Origin of the sequence: Bacillus sp. CD3-5 (genome assembly GCF_006349665.1) — a bacterium.
Taxonomy (GTDB): Bacteria; Bacillota; Bacilli; order Bacillales; family Bacillaceae_G; genus Bacillus_A; species Bacillus_A paranthracis.
On sequence record NZ_VEPX01000001.1, the window covers coordinates 330,599 to 356,032 of the forward strand.

General features: G+C 33.0%; 22 protein-coding genes and 2 pseudogenes. 20 read left to right on the top strand and 4 right to left on the bottom strand.

The window, feature by feature from the left end; translation table 11 throughout:
* The first annotated feature begins 5 nt into the window (after positions 1-5).
* From FH036_RS01725 to FH036_RS01790, 14 genes are all read left to right on the top strand, one after another.
* Positions 6-935 carry an AAA family ATPase gene (locus FH036_RS01725; RefSeq protein WP_139895219.1) on the top strand — a complete coding sequence of 310 codons (930 nt, stop codon included), beginning with the start codon at positions 6-8 and terminating at the stop codon, positions 933-935.
* On the top strand, positions 932-2,029 hold the full coding sequence (locus FH036_RS01730) for a DUF58 domain-containing protein (RefSeq protein WP_000573342.1): 1,098 nt from the start codon (positions 932-934) through the stop codon (positions 2,027-2,029). The genes FH036_RS01725 and FH036_RS01730 overlap by 4 nt, the downstream gene beginning before the upstream one ends.
* A gap of 12 nt (positions 2,030-2,041) precedes the next feature.
* On the top strand, positions 2,042-2,737 hold the full coding sequence (locus FH036_RS01735; protein WP_000362137.1) for a hypothetical protein: 696 nt from the start codon (positions 2,042-2,044) through the stop codon (positions 2,735-2,737).
* Positions 2,738-3,134: 397 nt separating this feature from the next.
* Positions 3,135-3,497: a Na-translocating system protein MpsC family protein gene (locus FH036_RS01740; protein ID WP_127812982.1), complete on the top strand. Its 363-nt coding sequence runs from the start codon at positions 3,135-3,137 to the stop codon at positions 3,495-3,497.
* Positions 3,498-4,135: 638 nt separating this feature from the next.
* Complete coding sequence (locus FH036_RS01745; RefSeq protein ID WP_139895220.1) at positions 4,136-5,668, top strand: NADH dehydrogenase subunit 5; 1,533 nt, start codon at positions 4,136-4,138, stop codon at positions 5,666-5,668.
* The gene (locus FH036_RS01750) at positions 5,668-8,292 is read left to right on the top strand and encodes a DUF2309 domain-containing protein (RefSeq protein ID WP_139895221.1); all 2,625 of its coding nucleotides are present in this window, start codon (positions 5,668-5,670) and stop codon (positions 8,290-8,292) included. The genes FH036_RS01745 and FH036_RS01750 overlap by 1 nt, the downstream gene beginning before the upstream one ends.
* A gap of 72 nt (positions 8,293-8,364) precedes the next feature.
* Positions 8,365-8,886 (top strand): carbonic anhydrase, encoded by a 522-nt coding sequence (locus FH036_RS01755; protein WP_138321662.1) that lies wholly within the window; start codon positions 8,365-8,367, stop codon positions 8,884-8,886.
* 409 nt (positions 8,887-9,295) lie between these two features.
* Positions 9,296-10,321 carry an alpha/beta hydrolase gene (locus FH036_RS01760; protein ID WP_000153200.1) on the top strand — a complete coding sequence of 342 codons (1,026 nt, stop codon included), beginning with the start codon at positions 9,296-9,298 and terminating at the stop codon, positions 10,319-10,321.
* 175 nt (positions 10,322-10,496) lie between these two features.
* Positions 10,497-11,714, top strand: coding sequence for an NAD(P)/FAD-dependent oxidoreductase (locus tag FH036_RS01765; protein WP_070806454.1), 1,218 nt, complete (start codon positions 10,497-10,499; stop codon positions 11,712-11,714).
* 215 nt (positions 11,715-11,929) lie between these two features.
* Positions 11,930-13,453: an MDR family MFS transporter gene (locus FH036_RS01770; RefSeq protein WP_139895222.1), complete on the top strand. Its 1,524-nt coding sequence runs from the start codon at positions 11,930-11,932 to the stop codon at positions 13,451-13,453.
* Positions 13,454-13,529: 76 nt separating this feature from the next.
* Positions 13,530-14,111, top strand: coding sequence for a PadR family transcriptional regulator (locus tag FH036_RS01775; RefSeq protein WP_001093179.1), 582 nt, complete (start codon positions 13,530-13,532; stop codon positions 14,109-14,111).
* Positions 14,112-14,221: 110 nt separating this feature from the next.
* Positions 14,222-15,652, top strand: a complete 1,431-nt coding sequence (locus FH036_RS01780; RefSeq protein WP_139895223.1) for a cryptochrome/photolyase family protein — start codon at positions 14,222-14,224, stop codon at positions 15,650-15,652.
* A gap of 132 nt (positions 15,653-15,784) precedes the next feature.
* Entirely contained in the window at positions 15,785-16,240 is a 456-nt protein-coding gene (locus FH036_RS01785; RefSeq protein WP_139895224.1) for a TspO/MBR family protein, read from the top strand.
* Positions 16,241-16,343: 103 nt separating this feature from the next.
* Positions 16,344-17,054 (top strand): alpha/beta hydrolase, encoded by a 711-nt coding sequence (locus FH036_RS01790; protein WP_139895225.1) that lies wholly within the window; start codon positions 16,344-16,346, stop codon positions 17,052-17,054.
* 35 nt (positions 17,055-17,089) lie between these two features.
* On the opposite strand, the gene FH036_RS01795 is transcribed toward FH036_RS01790, so the two are convergent.
* Positions 17,090-17,455: a YxeA family protein gene (locus FH036_RS01795; protein WP_139895226.1), complete on the bottom strand. Its 366-nt coding sequence runs from the start codon at positions 17,453-17,455 to the stop codon at positions 17,090-17,092.
* A 391-nt stretch (positions 17,456-17,846) separates the two neighbouring features.
* Positions 17,847-17,951 (bottom strand): annotated as a pseudogene (locus FH036_RS27525) (acyl dehydratase); the annotation flags it as partial.
* Between the two features lie 119 nt (positions 17,952-18,070).
* On the opposite strand from FH036_RS27525, the gene FH036_RS01800 reads away from it, so the two are divergent.
* From FH036_RS01800 to FH036_RS01815, 4 genes are all read left to right on the top strand, one after another.
* Positions 18,071-18,457 carry a YflT domain-containing protein gene (locus FH036_RS01800; RefSeq protein WP_139895227.1) on the top strand — a complete coding sequence of 129 codons (387 nt, stop codon included), beginning with the start codon at positions 18,071-18,073 and terminating at the stop codon, positions 18,455-18,457.
* A 74-nt stretch (positions 18,458-18,531) separates the two neighbouring features.
* The gene (locus FH036_RS01805) at positions 18,532-18,933 is read left to right on the top strand and encodes a hypothetical protein (protein WP_000683223.1); all 402 of its coding nucleotides are present in this window, start codon (positions 18,532-18,534) and stop codon (positions 18,931-18,933) included.
* 35 nt (positions 18,934-18,968) lie between these two features.
* On the top strand, positions 18,969-19,994 hold the full coding sequence (locus FH036_RS01810; RefSeq protein ID WP_139895228.1) for a ParM/StbA family protein: 1,026 nt from the start codon (positions 18,969-18,971) through the stop codon (positions 19,992-19,994).
* A gap of 274 nt (positions 19,995-20,268) precedes the next feature.
* A complete protein-coding gene (locus FH036_RS01815) occupies positions 20,269-21,219 on the top strand; it encodes a magnesium transporter CorA family protein (RefSeq protein ID WP_139895229.1) in 951 nt (316 codons plus the stop codon).
* A 208-nt stretch (positions 21,220-21,427) separates the two neighbouring features.
* Here FH036_RS01815 and FH036_RS01820 read toward each other — a convergent pair.
* Positions 21,428-21,725, bottom strand: a pseudogene (locus tag FH036_RS01820) (IS4 family transposase); the annotation flags it as partial.
* A 217-nt stretch (positions 21,726-21,942) separates the two neighbouring features.
* Here FH036_RS01820 and FH036_RS01825 point away from each other — a divergent pair.
* Both FH036_RS01825 and FH036_RS01830 read left to right on the top strand, forming a co-directional pair.
* The gene (locus FH036_RS01825; protein WP_044793047.1) at positions 21,943-22,611 is read left to right on the top strand and encodes a lipoprotein BA_5634 family protein; all 669 of its coding nucleotides are present in this window, start codon (positions 21,943-21,945) and stop codon (positions 22,609-22,611) included.
* Between the two features lie 59 nt (positions 22,612-22,670).
* Entirely contained in the window at positions 22,671-23,042 is a 372-nt protein-coding gene (locus tag FH036_RS01830) for a hypothetical protein (protein ID WP_044793046.1), read from the top strand.
* Positions 23,043-23,489: 447 nt separating this feature from the next.
* Here the strand turns inward: FH036_RS01830 and FH036_RS01835 are convergent, their stop codons facing one another.
* A complete protein-coding gene (locus FH036_RS01835) occupies positions 23,490-24,641 on the bottom strand; it encodes an anion transporter (protein ID WP_000659297.1) in 1,152 nt (383 codons plus the stop codon).
* Positions 24,642-25,434: the final 793 nt, after the last annotated feature.

Sequence of the window (25,434 nt, forward strand, 5' to 3'; positions counted from 1 at the left end):
GCTAGATGGATATATTGAAGGCGGTTAAAAATAATATTGCTCAGATTATTGTTGGAAATGACGCTGCAATTGAACTAGTCATGATTGCTTTGGTAGCAAACGGACATATCCTTTTAGAGGATGTTCCTGGAACAGGAAAAACATCATTGGCAAAAAGTTTAGCAAGAAGTATAGATGGTAAGTTCCAACGTTTACAATTTACATCTGATACATTACCAGGTGATGTCATTGGTCTCGAATACTTTGATATGAAAGAATCTGATTTTAAAACTCGAATGGGTCCTGTTTTCGCAAATATCGCACTTGTAGATGAGATTAATCGTGCGGTACCTCGTACACAATCGGCCTTATTAGAAGTAATGGAGGAGCGTACTGTAACTATTTCTGGTCATACTTACAAATTGCCGAGCCCGTTTTTAGTATTAGCTACACAAAATCCTTTGGAATCATCTGGTACATTTCCACTCCCAGATGCACAATTGGATCGTTTTTTATTAACTGTTCGACAAGGGTATCCAAATAGGGAACATGAAAGAGAAATGCTACGTAGATTTCGTCTAGGGAATCCAATGGAATCTTTACAAAGTGTTTTATCATGTGAAGAGATTCTAGATTTACAACAACAAGCTCAGAATATTTTAATCCACGAAGAAGTAGAAAACTATCTATTAGATATTGTTAAGGCTACTCGTGAACATAATTTGGTAGAAATTGGTGTTAGTCCACGAGGTTCTTTAGCTTTTATGCGTGCCGCCCAGTCAAGAGCATTATTAAATGGACGTAGTTATTGTACTCCAGAAGATTTTCGATTTCTTGCAAAATCAGTTTGCTCACATCGATTAACGCTAACGATTGAAGGAGAAATGAAAACAACTAAGACACAAGTTATACAAGAAATTTTAGAAACTGTATCAGCTCCAGTGGAGTCAATATGATAGAGACTATCGTTATAAAACATCGTATAGCAGAGTTATCTAGTATTATAGTATTTATAATTATAACTGTTATTCTTTGGTTAATTTATCAAAATTTCGTTGTATTTCTTTTGTTGTTTTCTTATTTTTTATTAATTGGATTTGCCCATTGGTATGTTAGTAAAATCTCTAAAGTAAAATGGAGAATTGTACAGTATCATGAGCGGCTTTTTATTGATGAAAAGGGACATTGTAAAATATATATTCAAAATGATATGAAAATGCCTATTCCCTTTCTCAATTTTTGCTTTCGTTCACAAAGAGGGATAGACTGGCATATAAAAGAAAACTGGGTAAAGCATGGAAACTTTTATAGTATTCCATTATCTCTTTCGAAAAATGAGGAGATTGTCATTGATTTGTATGCGCAAGCTAAGCAACGTGGTAAATGGAAATGGGATCATATAGAAATTGTAATGAGTGATCCTTTTCGCCTCGTTACTTTACATTATACATACAAATATAAACAAGTGCCTTTATTTCATGTTTATCCAAGGATCGCGAAGGTAACTATCCCAGAAACGAAGCGATGGCAACAAGGGTACCGTACAGCAACGGTTTCGCCTTTATATAACGAAACAAAAATTATAGGTGTAAAACCATATGAAGGAGAAGCGTTTCGATCTATTCATTGGGGAGCAACTGCAAGAACAGGAGTATTAAGTGCTAAAAAATACGAACCTTCGCAAGGGGACCGTTATGCGGTTTATCTCAATCTTGTTGGTAAGAATTCTTATACATGGCGTACAGATATAGAATGGCTAATTGAGGTAACGACTGGGGTGTGTAAGCAGTTACTTGTACAAGATTGCTCTTTTGAACTATGGGTAAATAGTGTACATAATAACGGTATTTTACAAATCCGTTCGGGAGGAAATCGCTCACAATTATATAAGGCTTTACAATTGTTGTCTACAATTACGGAAAACGACCAGCCTGTGTCCTCAGAGGTATTTTATAAAACCGGTTTCCGAAAGCAAGAACCGGGTGCTATCCCACTTATAATTGGATATCCACCAAAGCAGCAAACAAACTGGTTGCAGGTTGTAAAATAGAAAGGAGATAGTATGGACAAGTGGATGGTTGCTAGGTTTCGCTTAATTGTATTTTGTATTACTATAATTGTTGCCTTTTTTCTAACACAAGGAGCCCTATATTCACGCGAAATATTTCAGGAATGGATGATTAATAACACAAAATTTTATCTTATAGATGGTTTTGCAGAAACGTTGACCGGTGGAAAGGGTAAGGAAGACTTTTATGGTGAAGCGAATAATAAATCGGATGACGAAAAGGGCGGGAAATTATGGATTGATGAACCTAGAGAACCGGGGGATGAAAGTTCACACATTCCGCTTGTAAAGGGAGAAATCATATCTAAGAATAATATAATAATTTACTTTTGTATTACAATATTATGTATTGTTGGGCTCATTTATAAGTCCAGAAGAAATAAAAAACAATTGGTAGAAGATAAGATAGATGAAAAAAAACTTCCGTCCCAAATAGATCAATCTCCCATCGGAACGAAAAAAATAAATGCATTGCCTCATAATCCTATACGTGCTGAATTAGTGAAATGGGAACGGAATTTACCAGTATCTAAACAAAGACGTTCCTATGAAACGCTTCAACAATGGTTAACACGTATCGGTTGTTCACATGAAATAGTAGAAGTGTACGAGAAAATTCGTTATGGGGATCTAGCCTTTACTCCAGGTGAAAAACAATTTATACATGAATGGATACAAAAACATATATAAGCTGTAGAATGATATAATCGCATCAACTTAAGTCAGAAAAAAGATGGGAACAGATCGTATACCATCTTTTGGGGAGTACAACCTTTAGTGATACAGTTGATTCAACAGTAGCAGAGCTATTAAAAAGAGAAAGAGTCTACTCATCAGAGTAGGCTCTTTCGTTTGTGTATTATGTCACAATAGTGTCCTTTTGGAAATCTATACAATAGATCCTTTATTGTAAGAGTATCTTGTTGGGAATGATCAGAAATTCCATATTGTAATATAAAAAATCACTATGATATGAAAGGATACCTTGCAACAATCCCAATAAATTCTTCTCCATAATTGAAAATAAAATCAATCCAGATTATTATATTGTTATTGTAAATCTATTTTATTGAAGGAGGATGCATAAATGAAAAGCTCAAAAGGATCTATTGAATCAGAGATAAGCAAAGCAATTACGCACTGGGAAAAGGACTACTTAGGACGTGGATCTATATCCGTTAAGACAGATATATTACGGGATATGATTATCGTAAATTTACAAGGTATTTTAACACCGGCTGAATATACTGTTTGCGAAACGAAAGATGGTATGCTAACGATAAAGAAAAATCGTTCGGAGCTAGTTGAATCTGGAATTGACGATTTGAAAGAGATTATACTAGAATTAACTGGAGAAGAAGTAAAAAGTTTTCATACGGATATAAGTTCTCGTACTGGTGAACGAGTAATGATTTTTAAATTGTTCCATAATCTTGAGGAGAAATTTTAAAAATTAAAATCACTGTAGGAGTAGTGGAAGATACACTAAAAATGCAGTGAGGTAATTAAGAAATCTACAAGTTGTGTACTTTATTTTATCTTATTAACAAGGTAATGATTAGAAAACAAGAAAACTTGAAATTATTTATGTATAATGAATTTTGATTCGTAAAACGGATAAATAAATTGACAAACTACTTAATATGGTTTATCTTATAATTGTTTTAAAAATTAATAGATGCTTATTTTAACTGTTTGCTATAATTAAGGCTTTAGCATTTTTTTAATATGTAATATTGACTAAATGAAAAAGTTTCTTAATTAAAAGATAGCGCATAACATAAATTGATATATTGATTGCATAATCTAGGAGATCAGAAATATACATTTCTTTTTAACAGGAGTAATACATACATTCTTTTATAAAATGGGAGCTCTTCAAAAAACTTTATTGAAGTTAGTTGAAGGGAAACCGACAATCTCCATAATTCAATGATGATATAACATCATTGAATTATGGAAGTTGTCGGTTTTTTTTATGGGAAAAAACGATGTACTAAAAAGAGTGAATGAAAATTGAAATTAAAAAAATTATCGTAATGAAAAGGAATTCTTACAGTTTATTTTCGTTTAGAAGGGAGTATTTACATGTTAATTTCGCTAAGTTCATCAACATTGTTAACATTATTTTTTATGGCGCTTAGTGCTTCTTGGCTAAGTGGATTATTGTTTTTACATGCAAGGATGCCTTTACGTTTTGTTCATATCCATATTGGTATCGCTGCATTGCCTTCATTGGTTTCTTTACTCGCACTTGTTAATCACAATGGAGAAAGAGTTGTAGGGCCTTGGCATTTAGATACTTTAGCTTGGTTCATGGCTTTCTTTGTTCTTACAATTGGTTTAATCATTCAACGTTTTTCTATACGTTACTTACTGGGGGATCGCTCATATCGAAAATACTTTGCACTTTTTACATGTACTACAGGTGTATCTTCAGTCGCATGGTTAAGTAATGATCTTCGTTTCATGATTATTTGTTGGGGAGCAACTCTTATAGGATTGGTTTTACTCATAGGTCTAAATAAAGGATGGAAAGTAGTTAGCGAAGCAACAAAAATTTCTAGTTATTTATTTACAATAAGCTGGATCGCCTTGCTAGCAGCTATCATTTGGCTTTTTCAAATCACTGGACAGTGGCAGTTCACATCAGTTGTAACGAATGAAAATGTAGCTCAATTTGGAACGTTGGAGAAAACAGGAATTAACTTATTGATTATAGTAGCTGTGATGATTCCAGCAGCACAATGGCCTTTTCAAAGATGGTTAATTGAGTCAGCTGTTGCTCCAACTCCTGTTTCTGCTATTATGCATGCTGGTTTAGTAAATGCTGGCGGTATCATGTTAACTAGGTTTTCACCTCTTTTTCATGATGATATTGCACAAATCATTTTACTAATTTTCTCAAGTATTTCTGTCTTAATTGGAACAGGAATTAATCTAGTTCAAGTTGATTATAAACGTCAGCTAGTAGGATCAACTATTGCACAAATGGGGTTTATGCTTATTCAATGCGCATTAGGAGCCTATTTGGCGGCTATTATTCATTTAATTTTACATGGTTTGTTTAAAGCTACACTGTTTTTACAAGCTGGTTCTTCCGTACAACGTTTTGGGGTAGTGAAGCAATCTAATGAAAAGGTGTCTAATTTATGGACTATGGTTGGGCGCGTTTTCGGATTATTTATAGCGATTGCTTTTTGGTTTATGACTTCTGGAGAAGGATATCAATTCGTTAGTGCGTTCATTTTAGGATGGTCATTATACTTTTCATGGAAACAGCTTGTTGTTTTTGGAGAGGGAAGAATGGGACGAATTGCTGGCTTAATTGTTTTGAGTGGATTTTCACTCATTTACTTTACTGTTCATAATTCTCTTTATAAATGGTTGCATACTGACATGTATCAAAATGTTCAACCTTCAGCTCCAGCCGTTATTTTTGTTATATGTCTCTTATTATTTGGTAGCGCTATTAGTACTCTCGTTACTCGTAATCAATCCTCGACAATATTTGCTGTAATGTATCTTTGGTTCGTTCGAGTAGGTGAGGCGAGACAAAAGTCAGTAGAAAGTCATCCAAGCTATTTGAAACATTATGTATCAAAGGGAGGTAATCAGTGATGAGCATACAGTCAATCGTAACGAAAGAAACTTTAAAAAAGAAAGCTACAAACATTGAAATACAAGAAAAGAACATGAATGATTTAGTTGAATCTGCTAGCCGAGTGATTGCACCACTTTGGCCGATCGCTACATTTGCAGCTCATCACCCTTGGATGGGACTTGAAAAACAATCATTTGAACAAGTTGCAGATTGGTTAAAAGAAATTCGTAATGTGGATATATATCCGAGTGCTTCTATGATTCATTCGGCAAAGGCAAAAGGGGAGATTGAGGAATCAATTTTACAAAGTGGCTTGTCTCGTTGGCTTGATTCACAATCTTTTCATATCCCGCGAGCGAAGGCGGAGCGTTTTTGCCAAGAAGCTTTAAAGTTAGAAAGATTACCTTCTAGTTTGTTATCATCGCCAGAATTAAATAAATTAGCAGAAGAAATAAGTTATATAAATACAGGGAGTATGAAAGACTCTTCTTTGCAATTAATCAGTTCACTTATAGAGAATCAAAAGGGTGAAAACCTATCTGATATTCTTAATTATCACATCATTAAATGGTGTAAATTATATTTGGATGACTCCGGGTCAAGTTGGACGATGCCAAATCGAGAGAAAGGTTTGTATCGTGCGTGGCATCACCTTATTACATTTGATCCAGCGCTTAGTAAAAATGAACGTAGTGTTTTAAAAGATTGGCCACAGGATGCTCAGGTAGCTTTAACAAGAGCTTTATTTGAACTAGGAATTCCTGAATCTAACAAGCAAGCTTACCTTGAAGGGCACTTGCTTGCTTTGCCTGGGTGGGCAGGAATGATACGATGGCGCTCACAGCAATCAATTGAGGAACAGGAACTTCTCATAGAATATTTAGCAGTTCGACTTTCTATGGAGCTAGCCATTGTAAAACCGTATTTACCTTTAAAAAATCAAAAGGTTGAGAAAAAAGTTTCGATCGTCCCACTTATAGCTTCTTGGATCTATTGGGGGGATATTTCAATAGAGAAATGGTTACAAATGTCTGCAACTGAACAAAGTGAATTATTGGCATTCGCTTATCGCTTTGATGAAAATACTCGCAAGAAACTTTGGCTAGAAGCTTGGGAACAGACGCATGCAGAGCAATTAAGGGAGAAGATTGCTTCTAAGCAACGTGCAACTCATGATAAAAAGCGTGTAGTAGCTCAATTAGCATTTTGTATTGATGTACGTTCAGAACCGTTTCGTCGCCACCTTGAAAAATTAGGTCCGTTCGAAACGTTTGGAATAGCTGGTTTCTTTGGGTTACCAATTGCGACTACTGAACTAGGTAGTAATGACAGCCATCCTTCTTTGCCAGTTATATTAAAACCGAAACATCAAATAAAAGAGCTCACAGATGAAAATGAATGTAAATCTTATGAACAACGTAAGATGGTAGGCAGTTCGGTACGTTATACATTTAAAACGATGAAACAGAACGTACTGACAAGTATGTTGCTACCTGAAGTAAGTGGTCCTTTACTTGGTTTACAAATGGTGACAAGGAGTTTTGTGCCAAGAAGAGTAGGTGGCTTCATTCGTAACCTTCGTAAAAATATGTTGCAAAAGCCTGATACAACTTTCTCGCTTAATCATGTTCATGATACAAACTGTGAGATACCGATCGGTTTTACGAAAGAAGAAAAAGTGAACTATGTGCGTCAAGCTTTAAAAATGGTGGGATTAACAGAAGGTTTCGCTCCTTTAGTTGTAATGTGCGGCCACAGTAGTCAAAGTACGAACAATCCTTATGCTGCAGCGCTTGAGTGTGGTGCGTGTGGCGGAGCAGCGGGAGGATTTAATGCAAGAGTTTTCGCTACTTTATGTAATCTTCCAGAAGTGAGAGAGGCGTTGTCTGCTGAAGGTATTAAAATTCCTGAGGATACCAGTTTTGCAGCAGCTGAACATAAAACAACAGTGGATGAATTGGAATGGATTTACGTCCCAGAACTTTCGGAAACTGCGCAAGAAGCATTTGATCGTATTGAGTCGGTTATGCCAAATGTGAGCCAACATGCAAATAGAGAGCGTTTAACGCAATTACCTAATTTTAAAACGAAAATAAAAAATCCGAGTAAAGAGGCACATCGATTTGCAGAAGATTGGAGTGAAATACGTCCGGAATGGGGATTAGCCCGTAATGCATCTTTTATTATCGGGCAACGTCAATTAACTCAGGATTGCGACTTAGAAGGTAGGGCTTTCCTTCATAATTATGATTGGAAACAGGATGAAAATGGCGATATATTAGCTAGCATCATAGCGGGACCAGGAACAGTAGCGCAGTGGATCAATCTACAATATTACGCTTCAACTGTAGCTCCTCATTATTATGGTAGTGGAAACAAAACAACACAAACCGTTACGGCAGGTCTCGGTGTTATGCAAGGAAATGCAAGTGATTTGTTATCAGGCTTACCTTGGCAATCCGTTATGCAGTCAGATAGTGAGACGTATCACTCACCACTTCGTTTACTCATTGTAATTCAAGCGCCTATTGAATATATAGAACGCTTGCTAAATAAGGATTTCACATTTCGAGAAAAAGTTCAAAATGGATGGGTCAGACTTGCAAGTGTTGATCCAGAGGGACGCTGGAAAAACTGGTAAAAATCATGTAATGAATCATTGTTACTAGCTTAAAAGTTTCATAAATACAATCATGAAGAAGGAGTGCTATATATGAATGCAAAGCATAAAAAGGTTTTATTGTTAACAGACATTGAACAAGGAATAGAGCCTATTATCCAACAAGTAACTAACATTCAACGAGAAAATATGTTGACTATACACAGCTGTGATTCTGTAATTGTACATCCTTTTGGAGATATAATGAGGTCTATTATTATTGCTATTTATCAAGAAAATGTGGAAGAAATTTTTGTTGTCGGAATAGAGGATAAAGAAACTAATGTAGTTAATCTGCAAATTCAACGTGATTCTATAAAAAATAACAAGGAACTAGACTATCTCTTTGAAAATTGTATGCCTGAATTTTCAAGTGGTAGCCTTGAGGAATGGCTAAGTGGAAAAGGAAATGTTAGTGAAAATATTGAGAAGAGTATAGATATGATTCGTCATCATCCGTTAGTGCCTTCTAATGTTAAAGTTCAGGGTTTCAAGATTGATAGAACAGGTGGAAAAGAAACGGTTGTTGAAGTTTCTGCTAATCAAGTAGTAAAACAAATGCATTCTTATGTGTAAATTATCGATAGATAAGCAACTTTTATTTGGACTTATGTCTTTTACAAAGAGCAAAAGAAATCTTCTATAAATGGGGATCTTTTGCTCTTTTTGTTTGAATTTTTAATGTGTTTTATAGGAGATATCTAATATGTACATAATAAAAATATATAACCTTTTGGATGAAATGTTAAGGACGGATTAGCAGGCGGGAAATAAAAATTTATGTTGTGATTTATCACGCTTTAATGGGCAGTAAGACCCCCACCTCAAAATTCAGCGAAAGCAAAGAAGTTAGGCGGGGGATCAACTGCCCATAAAAGTCCGATTGGTTCAACTAATAATCAGTGGGGGATGAAGAAAACCCCCACTGATTAAAGTTTCACTTTATTTTAAGATTATTATTAAAAATAATGGAGATTCTTTAATTATGACAATAAAACAGTTAAAACCTAAAATAATATGGAAAAAAAGAATGTTGTTAACTATTTGTATTGTTTTCGGATTGATTATTGCGGGAGTTGTTTTTTGGAATGTTTCACCTATTCCAAAAGCGTTTCTCATAAAAAAAGCATTTGAAGGTGGAATGTTTGTTCAATCTAACAATTATAAAAATGCTCTAAAAGAGACACGAATTGTTAAAGATATCAATTATAATTCTAAATTTCCTGATGGTACATTAGATATTATTTATCCCAAAAACCTTACGGGAAAAAAATCTGTTATTTTTTGGGTGCACGGGGGTGGGTTTGTAGGTGGAGATAAATCAGACATTACTGGTTATGCAGTAGAATTAGCTGCTCGTGGTTATACAGTAATAAATATAAATTATGCTCTTGCTCCTAAAAGAAAGTATCCTACACCAGTACTACAACTTGGTGAGGCTTACGAATATATAAAAGAAAATGCAAAGAAATATAATGTGAAACTAGATGACCTGTATTTTGCCGGAGATTCTGCTGGAGCGCAAATATCTGGACAATTCGTTACTATTCAAACATCTCCAGATTATGCGAAATTAACTGGAATCGACGCTATTGTTGCTCCTTCTACAATTAAAGGTATACTGCTATTTTGCGGTCCGTATAATATGCCTGCATTAGCTAAAATGGAAACATCCAAAGAAGTGCAAGACTTTATGCGTACTACTGGCTGGGCTTACTTTGGGAAAAAGAAGTTTGAAACATTACCTGAAATGGAAATCGCCTCTATTTATCAACACGTTACAAAAGATTATCCACCAACGTTCATTACAGATGGCAATACTGCATCATTTGAAGAGCAAGCTAAAGCATTAGCTTCTACTTTACAAAATAAAGGAGTACCTGTAGATACACTTTTCTTCGATAAAAATATCTCTGGCGAGTTAGCGCATGAATTTCAATTTAAAATGAACACTCCAGCAGGTCAAGAAGCTTTTAACCAAGTTCTTAAATTTCTAAATGAAAATAAATAATATATATACTATTAACTTTTTATAAGCTTAGTTTAATACCAAATATGAGTGGACAAACATATTGTACTAATAATTTAATGATAGCAAGAATAATTTTGATAAGAAGTATATAGTAAGAATGATTTGGAGATACAGATGGGGATATAACTATTTTATTTAGGACGGTGCACTTTAAATGGATTTACAGACAGGGAAATTATATTGGAACACAACTTTTTCTAATACACCTTCTTATCCTCGGTTGGAAGAAGATATAAAATGTGACGTACTAATAATAGGAGCAGGGAGCTCCGGTGCTCAATCCGCATACTATTTAAGTGAATCAGATTTAAAGATTGTTGTCGTTGATAAAAGAAAGGTAGGACATGGAAGTAACCTTACAAATACAGCACTTATTCAATATTTAGGTGACAAGATGTTTTTTGAACTTGTAAATACATTTGGAGAAGAGTATGCAGTTAAGCATATGAAATTATGTGAACAAGCTATTAATGATATTGAATATGCTGATCAAAATACACCTTATTGCTCTGACTTTAAACGACGTGACAGTTTATATTATGCAAGTTATGAAGAGGATATAAAGAAATTAGAGAAAGAACTGTATTATTTACATAAGCATGATTTTAAAGCGACTTGGCTATCAAAAGAACAAATTGGACAGAGATATCCATTTACAAAACGTGCAGCTATTTATACGTATAACGATGGTGAAATAAACCCGTATAAATTTACACATAGTTTATTAAAACAAGCTTCTAATAGAGGAGTCCACATTTATGAAGATACGGAGATTGTTGGCAAAAAGTTAGCGGAAGAATGTGCTGTTTTTTATACAAAAGGGGGCAATTCTATTACTGCCGATAAAGTAATTGTGGCTGCAGGATATGAAGGTTTGGAATTTAAAAAGGAAAAGAACGCTACACTAATTAGCTCATATGCAATTGTTACTAATCCTGTAGAAGATTTATCTTCTTGGTATAAACGTACTCTCATTTGGGAAACTGCGAGACCATATATTTATATGAGAACTACTGCAGATAACAGGATTATTATAGGTGGGTTAGATGAAGATACAAACATTGCACAAGAAAGAGATTCAAAATTAATTCATAAAAAAGAGAAATTAGTGAATGAATTTAATAAGCTCTTTCCAAATATTACGGTTGAACCTGAATTTTATTTAAGCGCTTTTTATGGTGGTACTCATGATGGTTTACCTATAATTGGAATGTATGAAGAGTTTCCAAATTGTCACTTTATCTATGCGTATGGAGATAATGGATTAGTATATAGTATGGCACTTTCTAAAATTGTTCGAGATGTAATTATTAGCGGTTCAAGTCCAGATTTGAATTTATATTTACAAACTAGACCAAAACTAAATGAATAAGCTACATGTATGCAAAATCAAAGTAGTATAAAGAAGTGATCGTTTTAACGGTTTTAATTATTTTATATAGGAAGTAATTCTACATTTGTAATCTCTCCAATATATTTTGGGGGGATTTATTTTTTTATTGAAAAATAGTCTAATTAAACTATAATGAGTATATAGTTTAATTAGACTATTTATTCTGTTGGGTGTGAAAAAAGGAGGAAAGAGGTATGGTTGCAAAAGAGACCAACTTACGCTTAGTAATAGCTGGTTTAATGCTAGGCATTTTAATGGCTGCAATGGATAATACAATTGTTGCTACTTCAATTGGTACAATTGTCTCAGATTTGGGTGGATTGGATAAATTCGTCTGGGTTACTTCTGCTTATATGGTTGCAGTTATGGCTGGTATGCCTATTTTTGGGAAATTATCTGATATGTATGGTAGAAAGAGGTTCTATATTTTTGGTTTATTAATCTTCTTAATTGGTTCTGCATTATGTGGTACTGCGCAAAGCATTGTTCAGCTAAGTATTTATCGTGCAATTCAAGGTATAGGTGGGGGTGCACTTATACCAATTGCCTTTACCATTGTATTTGATATTTTTCCTATTGAAAAAAGAGGAAAAATGACAGGATTATTAGGGGCCGTATTTGGTTCTTCAAGTGTATTAGGGCCTTTATTAGGCGCGTATATAACAGAAAATATTAGTTGGCATTGGATTTTTTACGTCAATATTCCAATTGGTTTAATGTCATTAATTTTTATTTTAAAAGCTTATAAAGAAAATAATCCACCTACTAAGCAAAATATTGATTGGTGGGGGGCGATAACGCTCGTAATAGCAGTAATTAGCTTAATGTTCGCTTTAGAATTAGGAGGAAAAGAATTTAAGTGGGGTTCGATACAAATCATTGGGTTATTTACATCGTTTATTGTATTTTTTATTGGTTTCCTATTGGTAGAAAGAAAAGTGAAAGATCCGATCATATCATTTTGGATGTTTAAGCGTAAGGAGTTTGCAATATCTCAAATTATTACATTTTTCTATGGAGCAACATTTGTTATTTTAACAGTATTCATTCCTATTTTTGTTCAGGCTGTATATGGTGGAACAGCAACTAATGCTGGATTAATTTTAACACCAATGATGTTAGGTTCTGTCGTAGGTAGTGCCATTGGCGGAATATTTCAAACGAAAATTAGTTACCGCAACTTAATGTTATTATCTGTAATATCCTTTGGGATAGGTATGTATTTATTAGGAACGATGGATCCGCAAACAAGCCGTGCACTTTTAACGATATACATGATTATAACGGGATTTGGGGTTGGATTTTCGTTTTCTTTACTTCCTACAGTTTCTATTCATAATATGGAACCGAGATTCCGTGGTTCAGCTACTTCAACAAATTCATTCTTTCGTTCACTAGGTATGACAATTGGGGTAACGATTTTTGGCTCCATTCAAAATAGTACCTTTACAGCTAATTTAAAGGATGCTTTTAAGGGAATAGAACACAGTTCCAGCATGTTAAATAATTTAGGTGATCCAAGTGCAATATTTCGCTCAGATATAAGGGCCAGTATCCCTACTTTTATTCTTGAAAAAATTATAGCTGCTATGTCATCTTCAATTACTACTGTATTTCTACTAGCTTTACTTCCCATTATCGTTTCGTTTATGGCGATATTATTTATGGGGAACGTTAAAGCCGGTACAAAGGATAATAAAGTGAATTTGAAGTCATAAATTTTATAAAACAAAAAGATTCTTTGCTTATTTTTAGCTTATACTATTGGTATAGGTTATTAAGGAGTGGAGAGTTATGAATACAAAGCTTTTTATGCTGGGCCTTCTTATGGAGAAAAATAGGCATCCGTATGAAGTCCAGCAACTTTTAAAAAATAGTGAAATGAAATATTATATAAAAATTACAAAAGGCTCTTTATATTATACATTTGAGCAACTTGAAAAGAAGGGCTTTATAGAAGTTGTTGATATTATTCGTAATGAACAACGCCCTGAACGGACTATTTACGGTATTACTCAAAGTGGTAAACAAGAATTTGAGCATTTATTATTAGAGCAAATGATAAAGAAAGAGGATATGCATCGTCCTATATATGAAGCGTTACTTTTTGCACAATACGGGGAGGAACAATTAATTCTAGAACAGCTAAAAATTAAAATTTCTCAACTGACGTTATATCTTACTACCCTTCAAAAAGTATATGAAGAGAAGTGTGGAAAAGAGAGTGTGGCTAAGTTATATATATTATCTAGTGTCATTTTACATTTAAGAACAGAGTTAAAAGTTTTACAGAGTTTATATAATAACGTAAAAAATGAAAAGATAGATAATATAGGAAATGATGTGCTTAGAGAGATAGAAAATCAATGTTTATAGTGAAGAAGATTATAAAATAAAAAAGATGATTCTCATAATTATTTAAAAATAACAGAAGTACTTGTTCTCATAAAGAATGAATTGTGCTTTAAGAATGAGAAAGGATAGCCATGCAAAATAAAATTATCGTTATGTTTCAAAAAGATTTTCGTTTATATGATAACCCAGCTTTATTTGAAGCTGCTCAGTCCGGTGAGGTTGTTCCGGTATATGTACATGATGAAACTTTTTCAATAGGAAGTGCGTCAAAGTGGTGGTTACATCATGCTATAATAGATGTCCAAAGGCAACTTGAGGCAGTGGGCTCTACTTTAATAATCCGCAAAGGAAATATACTGGAAGAAATACTTTCTCTCATAAAACAGTTAGGTATAACGGCTGTATATTGGAATATTTGTTATGATCCGGAAAGATTACAATTTAATCAAAAAATGAAAATGATGTTAGAAGATAAAGGTATTACCTGTAAGGAATTTAATTCGCATTTATTATTAGAACCGTGGGTTATTAAAAAGAAAGATAACACTGAATATAAGGTGTTTACGCCTTTTTACAATGCATTTCAAAAGCAGATAGTACCTAAGCCTATTAGTAAAGTGCAGCGTATAAAAGGAGGAAACTCTTTACCAGCAAGTTTATCTGTTTCAGAATTACATTTGTTGCCGACTATACGGTGGACAACTCATATGGAATCAATATGGGATCCTACAGAAGAAGGGGCATACAAAACATGTAAGAAATTTTTCTCTAGCAAATTAGCCTCTTATAGTGAAGGAAGAGATTTTCCAAATGAAAATGCTCATTCGATGTTGGCACCTTATCTTTCATTTGGCCAAATATCAGTGAAGTGGATGTATCATTACTTAATCGATAAAAGTACCGAAAGACAATGTAGTCTTTTTGAAAAACAAGTGAATAGTTTTATCCGTCAATTGATTTGGCGAGAGTTTTCTTATTATTTGCTATATCATTACCCATTTACAGTATATAAACCGCTTAATAAAAACTTTGAACATTTTCCATGGAATAAGGAAGAGGAGTTATTAACAGTATGGCAGAAGGGGGAAACTGGTTATCCGTTTATTGATGCGGGAATGAGGGAACTATGGCAAACAGGTTTTATGCATAATCGGGCAAGAATGGCTGTAGCCTCTTTTCTTGTAAAGCATTTGTTAATTCCGTGGCAAGAAGGTGCAAAATGGTTTATGGATACACTACTAGATGCTGATATTGCAAATAATACAATGGGATGGCAATGGGTTGCTGGAAGTGGAGCAGATGCATCACCGTACTTTCGTATTTTTAATCCTATCACACAAGGAGAAAAGTTTGATAAAAATGGAGAGTATATAAGAAAATGGGTACCAGAATTAAGAGATATACCGAATAAGTATATACATAAACCTTGGGAAGCACCTGAGCATATTTTACAAAAGACCAATATTAAGCTTGGTCATACATATCCTTTGCCAATTGTTGATCATAAGGCAGCACGTGAGAGAGCACTTTGTGCATATAAAAGTATGAAAGAATTTATATAAAATACACGAGTCAATATGAATTTGATATGTAAAAGTTATAATGTCTATTTGCGTATTAAAGTTGTATTCATTGAAAGAGTATACGAATCATATAGAGTTTCTAAAACCTTCTATTGAAAAAGGAGAATGTTTATGAAAAAATCTAGTATTCTAGTATTTTTACTAACATATGGTTTGTTTTATGTTTCTAGTATTTTATTTCCTATTGATCGTATGTGGTACGATGCACTAGAAAAGCCGTCTTGGACACCTTCTGGTATGATAATCGGAATAGTTTGGGCTGTACTATATGGACTTATTGCATTGTCGGTTACAATTATTTACAACAAATATGGAGGTAAGCCAAAAACATTTTGGTTCGTATTCCTTTTAAATTATATGTGTAATCAAGCGTTCAGCTACTTTCAATTTAGTCAAAAAAATTTATTTTTAGCAACAGTAGATTGTTTACTAGTCGCTATTACTACGTTACTTCTCATAGCGGTTTCTTCCAAATTATCTAAAGTATCGGCATGGTTGCTAATTCCATATTTTTTATGGGCTACATTTGCTACATATTTATCTTGGAGCATTTATAGTATAAATTAAAGACGTAAATGAAAACTTGAGCATAATAAAAATGCTCGAGTTTTTATGTTTATTAATGGTAATCTAAAATATAGAGTATGTACATCTTAGGGAGGTCATCTTTGTGAAGAAATGGATAAAAATTACGCTGTACTCTTTACTAGGTATTTTACTTATAGGAAGTATTAGTTTTTTTGTTTGGTCTCAGTTTACTTATAAACCGACGACAGAGGCTTTGTCGTTAGTAGATGATAAAAAAGATGGAGAGAATATCGTTTTTGGAGAGAAAGATGCTAAAATAGGGGTTATTTTTTATCAAGGAGCTAAAGTAGAAGCTGAGGCTTATAGTTACTTAGGAGAAGCTCTTGCAAAAGATGGACACTTTGTAGTAATACCTAAGTTGCCATTAAATTTAGCGATACTTGGAATCAATGCAGTAGATAGTGTAATGGAACAGTATCCTGAAGTTCAAAAATGGTATGTTGCGGGGCATTCAATGGGCGGAGCTATGATTTCTAAGTATGCCTTTCAGAATGAAGACAAGGTAGACGGAATCATTTTCTTAGGCTCGTATCCTGCAGATGACTTCTCTACGAAATCGATTCCGATGTTATCAATTTATGGGGAAGTAGATGCTTTAGCAACTGTAGAAAAAATAGAGAACAATAAAAAGTTGATGTCAAAGAATACAACTATGCACATGATAAAAGGTGGAAACCATGCTCATTTTGGCATGTATGGTGAGCAAAAAGGTGATAATGCGAGCTTAATTACGCCAAAAGCACAACGAGATGAAACAGTGAAAGTAATGGAAGAATGGTTATTAAAACAATGATAGACCGGAGAGCCAACTCATACGAGTGGGCTCTTTTATTTAACTTCTATTTCCAATTTACTTCTTATTTTCTTCGGAATATCCTCTTCAGTGATAATGTCGTAAGAATACACATACTTTCCTTTCACATGAATTTTCAAGTAAGTTTTTCTTATAAAATCATTAGGCGTGTTCGTTCCAACTTTATATTCTTTTTCATTGTTTAATTCATCAACACCTTTTAGGGCGTACATAGCTCGTCCTTTATGATGATAATCCGGAACACCATATCCCTTCGCAATGGCGTATACATTTTTTTCTTCAGCAATCGGATTAAATCTATCCAAATCCCCTCGTAATATGAAAGGTAGTATGTATATAGGTAGGCCTATTCCTAGTATGCAAAGTATAAATTTCTTCATAAGCATTTCTCCTCTTGTTCATTTACATGATTCAGTATAGAAAAAAATTCTTATAAATATAGAGGGAAATTCCTTAAGGTTTTCTTAATAAAGTTTAACCGAGTGAAAAAAGATTAACTTGAGTATTAAGCTTAATGAATGAATAGCCAAATAACCTGTTTTCTTTATTTTTGATGGTAAGTTATTTAGTTTTACATTGGTATGAGTGAATTAAGAAATAAGTGAGATTTAGGAACTAGAATAAATGTATTTTATAGTAATAAGAGAATTATCTAAATAAATTTATAGTGCGAACCATTAAAGAAAGCATCTAGCGAGATGCTTTCTTTTGGAATAGAGAATTCTATGGGATAGTTACATGTAATGCAGCGCTGTGCTTCTATGTCATTGGAAAATCCAATGATAAAAAAGAGGCTTGTCTTCTAAGCAAATTGTTATTTGTAACACTGTTATCAAAGCAAAGTGCTCGTGACATTTCTTTGATATTCAAAAACATTAATAACCTATTGTATAAAGTTTTTTGAAAATTTAGGTTTAACATCTTTAAAATAGGTGTATTACATATTACATAACAACTAAATAAAAAAATAAAAAATCTAAAGGAGGAAAAATCCAATGCATAAGAATGAAAGAAAACCGGTGGTTCATGAATATGAAAATGAACAGGAAGTAGTTATGAAAGTAAAAGAGCTAGAATTGCAAGGGATTCACCAAGATGACATTTACGTCTTAACACATGAAAAACATCTAACAAAAAAGATTGCGGATGATACAAACACAAATACGATTGGAGTAAAAGAACAAGGATTAGGCACAAGTATTATCAACTTTTTCTCCAAAAAAGGGGACGAGCTCCGAAATCAAATGGAAGAAATGGGGGTGTCGAAGGAGGAAGCTAACTTATATGAAGAAAAACTAGATCAAGGGAGAATTTTACTCCTAGTAACAGATGAAACACTAACAGCGAGTGATAGGCAGCCGCAAAACTATCATTCTCTCTAATAGATTGCAATAGGTAAGGTAATTATTTTAGGTTGTAGCATGGAAGAAATTAAAAGTAGAGAAGGGTGAGAAAAATGAAACATACAATATTTAAATATGCTGTGATTGGGATTACGACCGGAGTGATAGTCTCCCTATTAAAAAAAGAAAATCGGAAAGCTATACAAACAACAGGAAAAAACGTAAAAGACAAACTACAAGAAGGAAACATAAAGGAAACATTAGAGAAGGTAACTGAGACAAGTAAACAATTCTCTGTAACTGCAGCTAATGTTGCAAAACAAACATTACCACAACTGCTTACAGCCACACCAGTTGTTATTTCTACCATTAAAGATTTAACAGAAAACGAAAATAATAAAAAGAAAAAAGATGAAAAGGATTACGAAAAAAATGAAAATAGTAAGGAAATAGACGGGGAAAAAACGAAAAATGAAAAGAAATATGTGAAAGAAGGGAAAGAAGAGAGTGCTTAGATTTAATTCTAAAAATAGAAAGTGAGGAAAAAAGTATGAAATCTTTGTATGCAATTGATGTAGGAATCGGCTTTACTAAGCGAGCATATCGACAGGATGAAGATTCTGAGGTGACGGTTAAGAGTGAAGCTTCCACACTAGCCCCTGTACCTAATCATGATGAAAGTGAAGATTTAACAAAGGTGAGTTTTATAGACTTAGACTTTGCATACTACATGGGAAATGAAGCGCATCAATCTGACGCTTCATTTCTTCCTCCATTTGAAGAAGAAATAGAAAATTATTATGAAAGCGAACAGTTTAAACAACAAATATTTGGTTGCATTGCAAAGGATTATAAAGAAAATGTCGTGTTACCTTTAGTTGTTACCGGGCTTCCTGTCACTTATTTTGGTAGTCAGCATGAGCAATTACAACGTGCGCTAAAAAAAGAAACTTCCGTACAAATTGATGGCAAATTTATTCATATTACGGTGGAAAATGCTTTGATTCTTCAGCAACCGGTCGCTTTACATGCTTATTTCTTAAAAGAGGGAATCATTGAGGAACGAGATCGTATCTTAATTATTGATGGTGGATTTCGTACATTAGAAATGACAGATATGAAACAGAATGTCATTTTAAATCATTATGAGACGGAACTAGGATGTAGCAAGCCTTTGAAAAACATTAAGAATATCGTGCAGAATCATGCGGGGGAAAGTGGTCACTTGCATATTAACGACATGCCAAACATATTAGAAAAAGGATATGGAGGTCGAGAAGAAAATCATCAGGCAAGTCAGGTTCATACTTTGATTCAAAAAGAGTTGGATACACACTTCCAAGACGTTATGTGTGTATTACAAGAACAATTTAAGTTAGACCAGTATGATACTATTATTTGGACAGGAGGAATAGTAGATCTCCACAAAAAACGAATTGAAAAAATGCAAGGTGAAATTTCTTCTTTCCGTATGGTAGACGCTTCGAAAGAGGCTGCACTTCATGGGTACTATATGATTGGAAGTCAAGTATTTGACGACATCACCAATCAATCTGTATATGAATCTAAATTATAATAACGACCGAAATGGAGTTCGTTGAATAGACGTGCCACATATAAATAAGAAAAGATAAAAAGTGCTTGTATAGAGGAACTGTTTAAAATTGAGAATACAAATAACTAATATATAGGGGGTCTTCCTTGTAACAGAAGAAGACCTCCTATGCCATTTAGTTTGTAATGTAGAGGATCTAAAAACTTTTCCTCCAAGACATGAATACCTACATATAAATTTCATATTACGGATACTATTCAATGAAACATAAAACTATTCAGAAAGGAAGAATAATATGGAATGCATAAAAATGCCGAAATGGGATTGGTATCATGTGAAAACCAGTGAACTTGAAAAACCTTCTTCTATCATCCCTCGTGATGTAACACCTTATTTCTCTCAATTTGTAAAGAAAATAAGTTCTCCTTGTGAAAATGGATTATATGTTTATACGTTATCACCAAATCAAACTTGTGTATATGGTTCGTTTTTATATGATCAAGATAAAAAGGACGCCAAAATTCAAAAATTTCTTCATTATTTCGTAGCTCATGGAATACTGATAACGGTCCAGGAAAAAGAGGAAGAGGATTTCCAAAAATTAATACATAATTCCTCTTTTAGTGTAAAAAATTGTAATAGTTCCGCTGAAGGATTATGTGCTATCTTATCAATCTTTATATCTCACTACTTGCGAAAGGTTGACTATTTCGAAAACAATTTTAGAAATGTATTATGGGATTTTTATCATCATAATAACATAGCAGTTTTAGAAAGAATTTATCATATTCGTCATGAATTATTTATGAATACACATGTGTTTCGCTTAATACAAGAAGTGTTACAAGGCTTGGAGGAAGCTTGGTTAGAAAACTTAACAAACACCCTTTGTTATAAACAAACACACGTAAAATTAGAGCGTGGATTACAACTTGTTAAAGAGTACCAAGAAGAATTAGACACGATGATTCATTTACAAGAAGTTGTTTCTTCTCATCGTGGGAATGAAATTATGAAAGCCCTTACTGTATTAACTGCTGTAAGTACGCCGTTGACAGCTTTAGGAGCATTATGGGGTATGAACTTTAAATATATGCCTGAACTAGAATGGAAATATAGCTATTTAATCGCTCTCTTATTTATCATTTTTACAACAGGGGGTATGTATTTATATATGCGAGTCAAAGGATGGACAGGTGACTTATTACGAGTAAAGAAAAAGAAATCTTTTTTTAAATCTAATTAATCTTGTTTATAAAAAATATGATAGATATTAACTTAGAAATATGGTTAGTAATATTTATTAATTGGGGTAGTGCCACCCAACAAGCTAAGCTTATATAAGTTTAATTTCACATGAGATTTTTTTCTTTTTCTAAAGATCCAGTGTCAGTTCTTTAAGGATTTGCATACGAAATAAATCCTAACGAGTTTCCTTTTTTGAATTAATCCGCTTAATTATTAGACTTAGTACCATTGTAAACGACACCTAATATATCAAAGACTGTTTTCTTCCCATACCGATGAGATTTTCGTCCGTTTTGTTGTAGTTGATTGAACAGGCGAAGTAACACCTTTGATAGTTCTTGGGTGTTTTTCTGTATGGTTTGATAAATAAGAAGAAAATAATCTTTAATCATATATATGACCTTATATTCACTCAGTTCTTGTTTCTTTTCATAAGAAGTAATTGATGCATTTGAAACATAATAGCAGAACAGAGTAGGGCGCGATCAATTGACCATACAAATAGTAGGATGCTATTCCGATAATTGTAGTTTGCTAATAATTTTACCTTACATAAATGTAATACAAATGAAAGGTAAATGAATATGTGAAATTCCATAAAACAATTATTCTATATAAAGAGCAAATACAAATTAAAGAAACGGTATACGTATAGATGATGTGCAGCAATTATCTTAACTAGTTAAGCCACCTTTAAACAATAATTCTAAGGAGATTAAAAATGAGAAAAATCATTAACCTATGTATGATTGGAGCCATCTTATTTGGTTTATACTTGGCGTTCACGCCTAAAGAACCAAGAAATGGAATTTTGATGTTGGGAGATAAACAAGCTTTACAAGATATACGAAGTGAAAATAAAAGTAAAATTAAGTCTATCGATTTATATAAAGTTAAAACAGCACAATATAATGGAGAATCAGTATTTATTATGGATCAAAAAACAAGTGAAGCCGTAATAAAAAAAGGGATATTACGAGAGGGAGAAGATCATTTTACACCGATTTCAGATCCAATAAAGTCTATGCCTAAAATAACAAATGATACTGCTGTGTTATTTGCGAGTGAAAAAAATAAAAATATAAAAAAAGTAGTAATTGCTGACAAAGAAATACCGGTAAAATATGATAGTAATACTTGGTTTGGGCATTATCGTAACTCGAATTATGAACAGTGTATTTTAATTGTCAATAATTCTATGTTTACTCAAATTCCTATACAAGAAACCTATATGGGAATTTTTGAACTTAACAAAGTTTATGGAAATAATCATGGAGTTGTCGATACCGAGGATAAAAACTCAGTACAAGTGGAGAAAGAATTTCAAAGAATTATTGAGAGTAGAAAAGATAATTCACAGTTTTTAGAAGCGTTATCAATTATAAAATAATAAGCCTAAAAAAGGTGAAAATTAACTGAAAAATAATATAAATATTACGGAGGATTCATATGGCTGGCGTTATAGGACATACAGTAGTTACCGCAACTGTAGGATTAGTATATAAAAAACATTTAAATATCACAACTTTATTTTTCGGTATGGCGATTCCAGATGCTATAAGCATGTTCATTGGAAAGGTACCGCTTATACCAGGAGGAGCGGTAGATGAGAGTTTCATAGGTGGACTAGCTTGCGCTTTAGTGTTGACTTTACTAATTAATCTAGGTCTTAAAACAATACCTAGATTAATGAAACTGTTTACTTATAAACAGAGCTCTTCATTAAAAATTATTTTTATTTCTGCTTTAATAGGTACAGAATTACATGTATTGATGGACCTTATTGCCATAAACGGATGGCTGAATGGAACCATATTATAATAGTTTTATTTTAATGAAATATATAATTTAGGAATATCACTTCTTTTATTGTAAGGAGTGGTCTTTTTTATATATAGGCTAAATTCTCACAAATAACTGTAAAGGGAAAATTTCGTTATGGGGGTGTCTCAAAATCTTAGCTTGATGGTGATGGGGTAGTACTATATCCCACCAAGTTAAAGTTTTGATGTCTCCGCAATGATAAAAATGGTGAATATTTATCCCGCGTTAACGGACAGTAAAACCCCCACTGATTAAAACTAGTTGACTTTGTTAATAATGATAATTCGAGCATAGTTCGTATTATTGATCCGACACCAAGTTAAGATATTAATCTTATTCACTTTATGGTAACTTTGTTGTATCTCTTTAAACATACCTATATTAAAACCCAAATTTCTCAATTTAATGCTGAGAAATTTGGGTTTTTCTAAAGTAATCAATTTTTTAAAAAATTTTTAGAAATTTAAAGATAAAGTATTGTATACATGTAAGTATGATTAAAAATGAAAAGTTGTAAATGCTAAATTTAATGAAATACGCCTTACTCTCTTTACCATTGGCCTGAATGAATAGTTTATAGGAGATTACACTGGCTAAAGATGCGATAATTGTTCCAAGCCCTCCAATATTTACTCCTAGTAATAAAGCTTTCCAATCAGAAGTAAAGTTTGATAGAAGAATTGAAGTAGGAAAATTACTAATCAATTGACTCAAAAATATGGAACTAAAGAAGACTGAAGTATCTCCTCTTAAATTAGCGCGAGCGAAGGTCTCCAGCGCATCAGAATGAGAAATGTTTCCAATAAAAATAAAAAAACAGACAAAGGTTATTAGAAGAAAGTAATCAACTTTTAATAGTAAGTTTCTATCTAACGTAAAAGCCGCCATCAGTGTAACTATTAGCGCAATGTAATAATTAATGAAACCAAAAATAGATGCAATGATAGTGATAAGTATCAAAATCCAGATGGTAGCTTTTTTTCGATTCTTCACGGTAATAACAGGTAATTCTATTTTTAAATCTGTTTTTTGAAGTTTTTGAGTAAATATAAATAACAAACTAATTCCAAGTACAGCTAAAAGCAGGATTGAACCTAAAAATGGGATGAGCTTAATTCCATAGTAAGAATATAAGTATAAATTTTGTGGGTTTCCCATAGGCATCAAGCTACTACCGATGTTTGCCGCAATTGTCTGTAGGATGATTGTATCCATCATGTTCATTTGTGTTTTTTTACTAATGACAAGTGTTATTGGTACAAAAGTGAGAAGAGCGACATCATTTGTTACAAACATAGAGCAAATAAAGCATAACAAAATTAGAATAATAGATATTGACCTGCTGTTATTGCATTTATTTAAAATAGCAATGGCAAGTTTGTCTAATATCTTTAGCTGTTCAAAAGCCTTAATGGCCACCATTAGATTAAATAAACTAATTAACACTTCAAAGTTAATATATTCGATCTTTGGCGAATATATGAAGCAGCTTACAATTGCTAGTATCAGTGAAATGGTAAGTACTATATCCTTTTTTAAAAATCCGAATTTCATAAGGAGTCTTTTTTTATTTTGAACGAATACTATTTCTTTCACAATACACCACCTGTAATCAATGTTAGTAAATATACATTTTGGGGATAACTCGATATTGCTAGAAAAGAGGATGTCATAAGGTCCTAAATAAGAGTTTTGTAATGTTTCATCCCTTCAACAAAATCCTTTTTTGCTTAGTGTCTTTAATATTGTAAATATGGCAATATAGACGAATCCAACTAGAGGAATTAATTGAGAAAACAAATGTTTTTTGTATGATACCATAAAAAAAATTAAATGTTTTATTTTTTAAATATTCTTATAATGTCCTATTGATTTTTGATTTCAAATACTTTATATGAAGTTCTAAAAGAGAAAAAGTATGCATGTTTTTATGAAGAAAATTGAGGCTTGTCAAAGGTTAGGTAGAACGGAATCCGCGATGTTTGAATTCTGTATAAAATTCACAAAACCTCACTGTTTTTTAGATGAAAAACCTTAAAATATTTTTTTGTTTTTATAAAAACCTGTACTTTTTCGTAACATTCTGTACTTTTGATTATAAATTAAAGACAAGCTTCTCTTAGTTGAAGATTGAAAGCGCTTCATAGTTTTTCTGTGAATTTTTTACCTAGCCTATTTTGGAGATTAGTAGTGAGAAAGGAGATATTTCCATGTTCTTGAGAAAATTAACAAAAAACCAGTTAATCACTAATGATTATTATGATTTAAATGTAAATCACCGGTAAACGAAACAAACATAATAGTACAACATTAGTGGATAAGAATATTAGTTTTACAGAAGGGGATAGAGCACCGGGTGTATAAACGTGAAGTTCTTCAAAATTTCAGT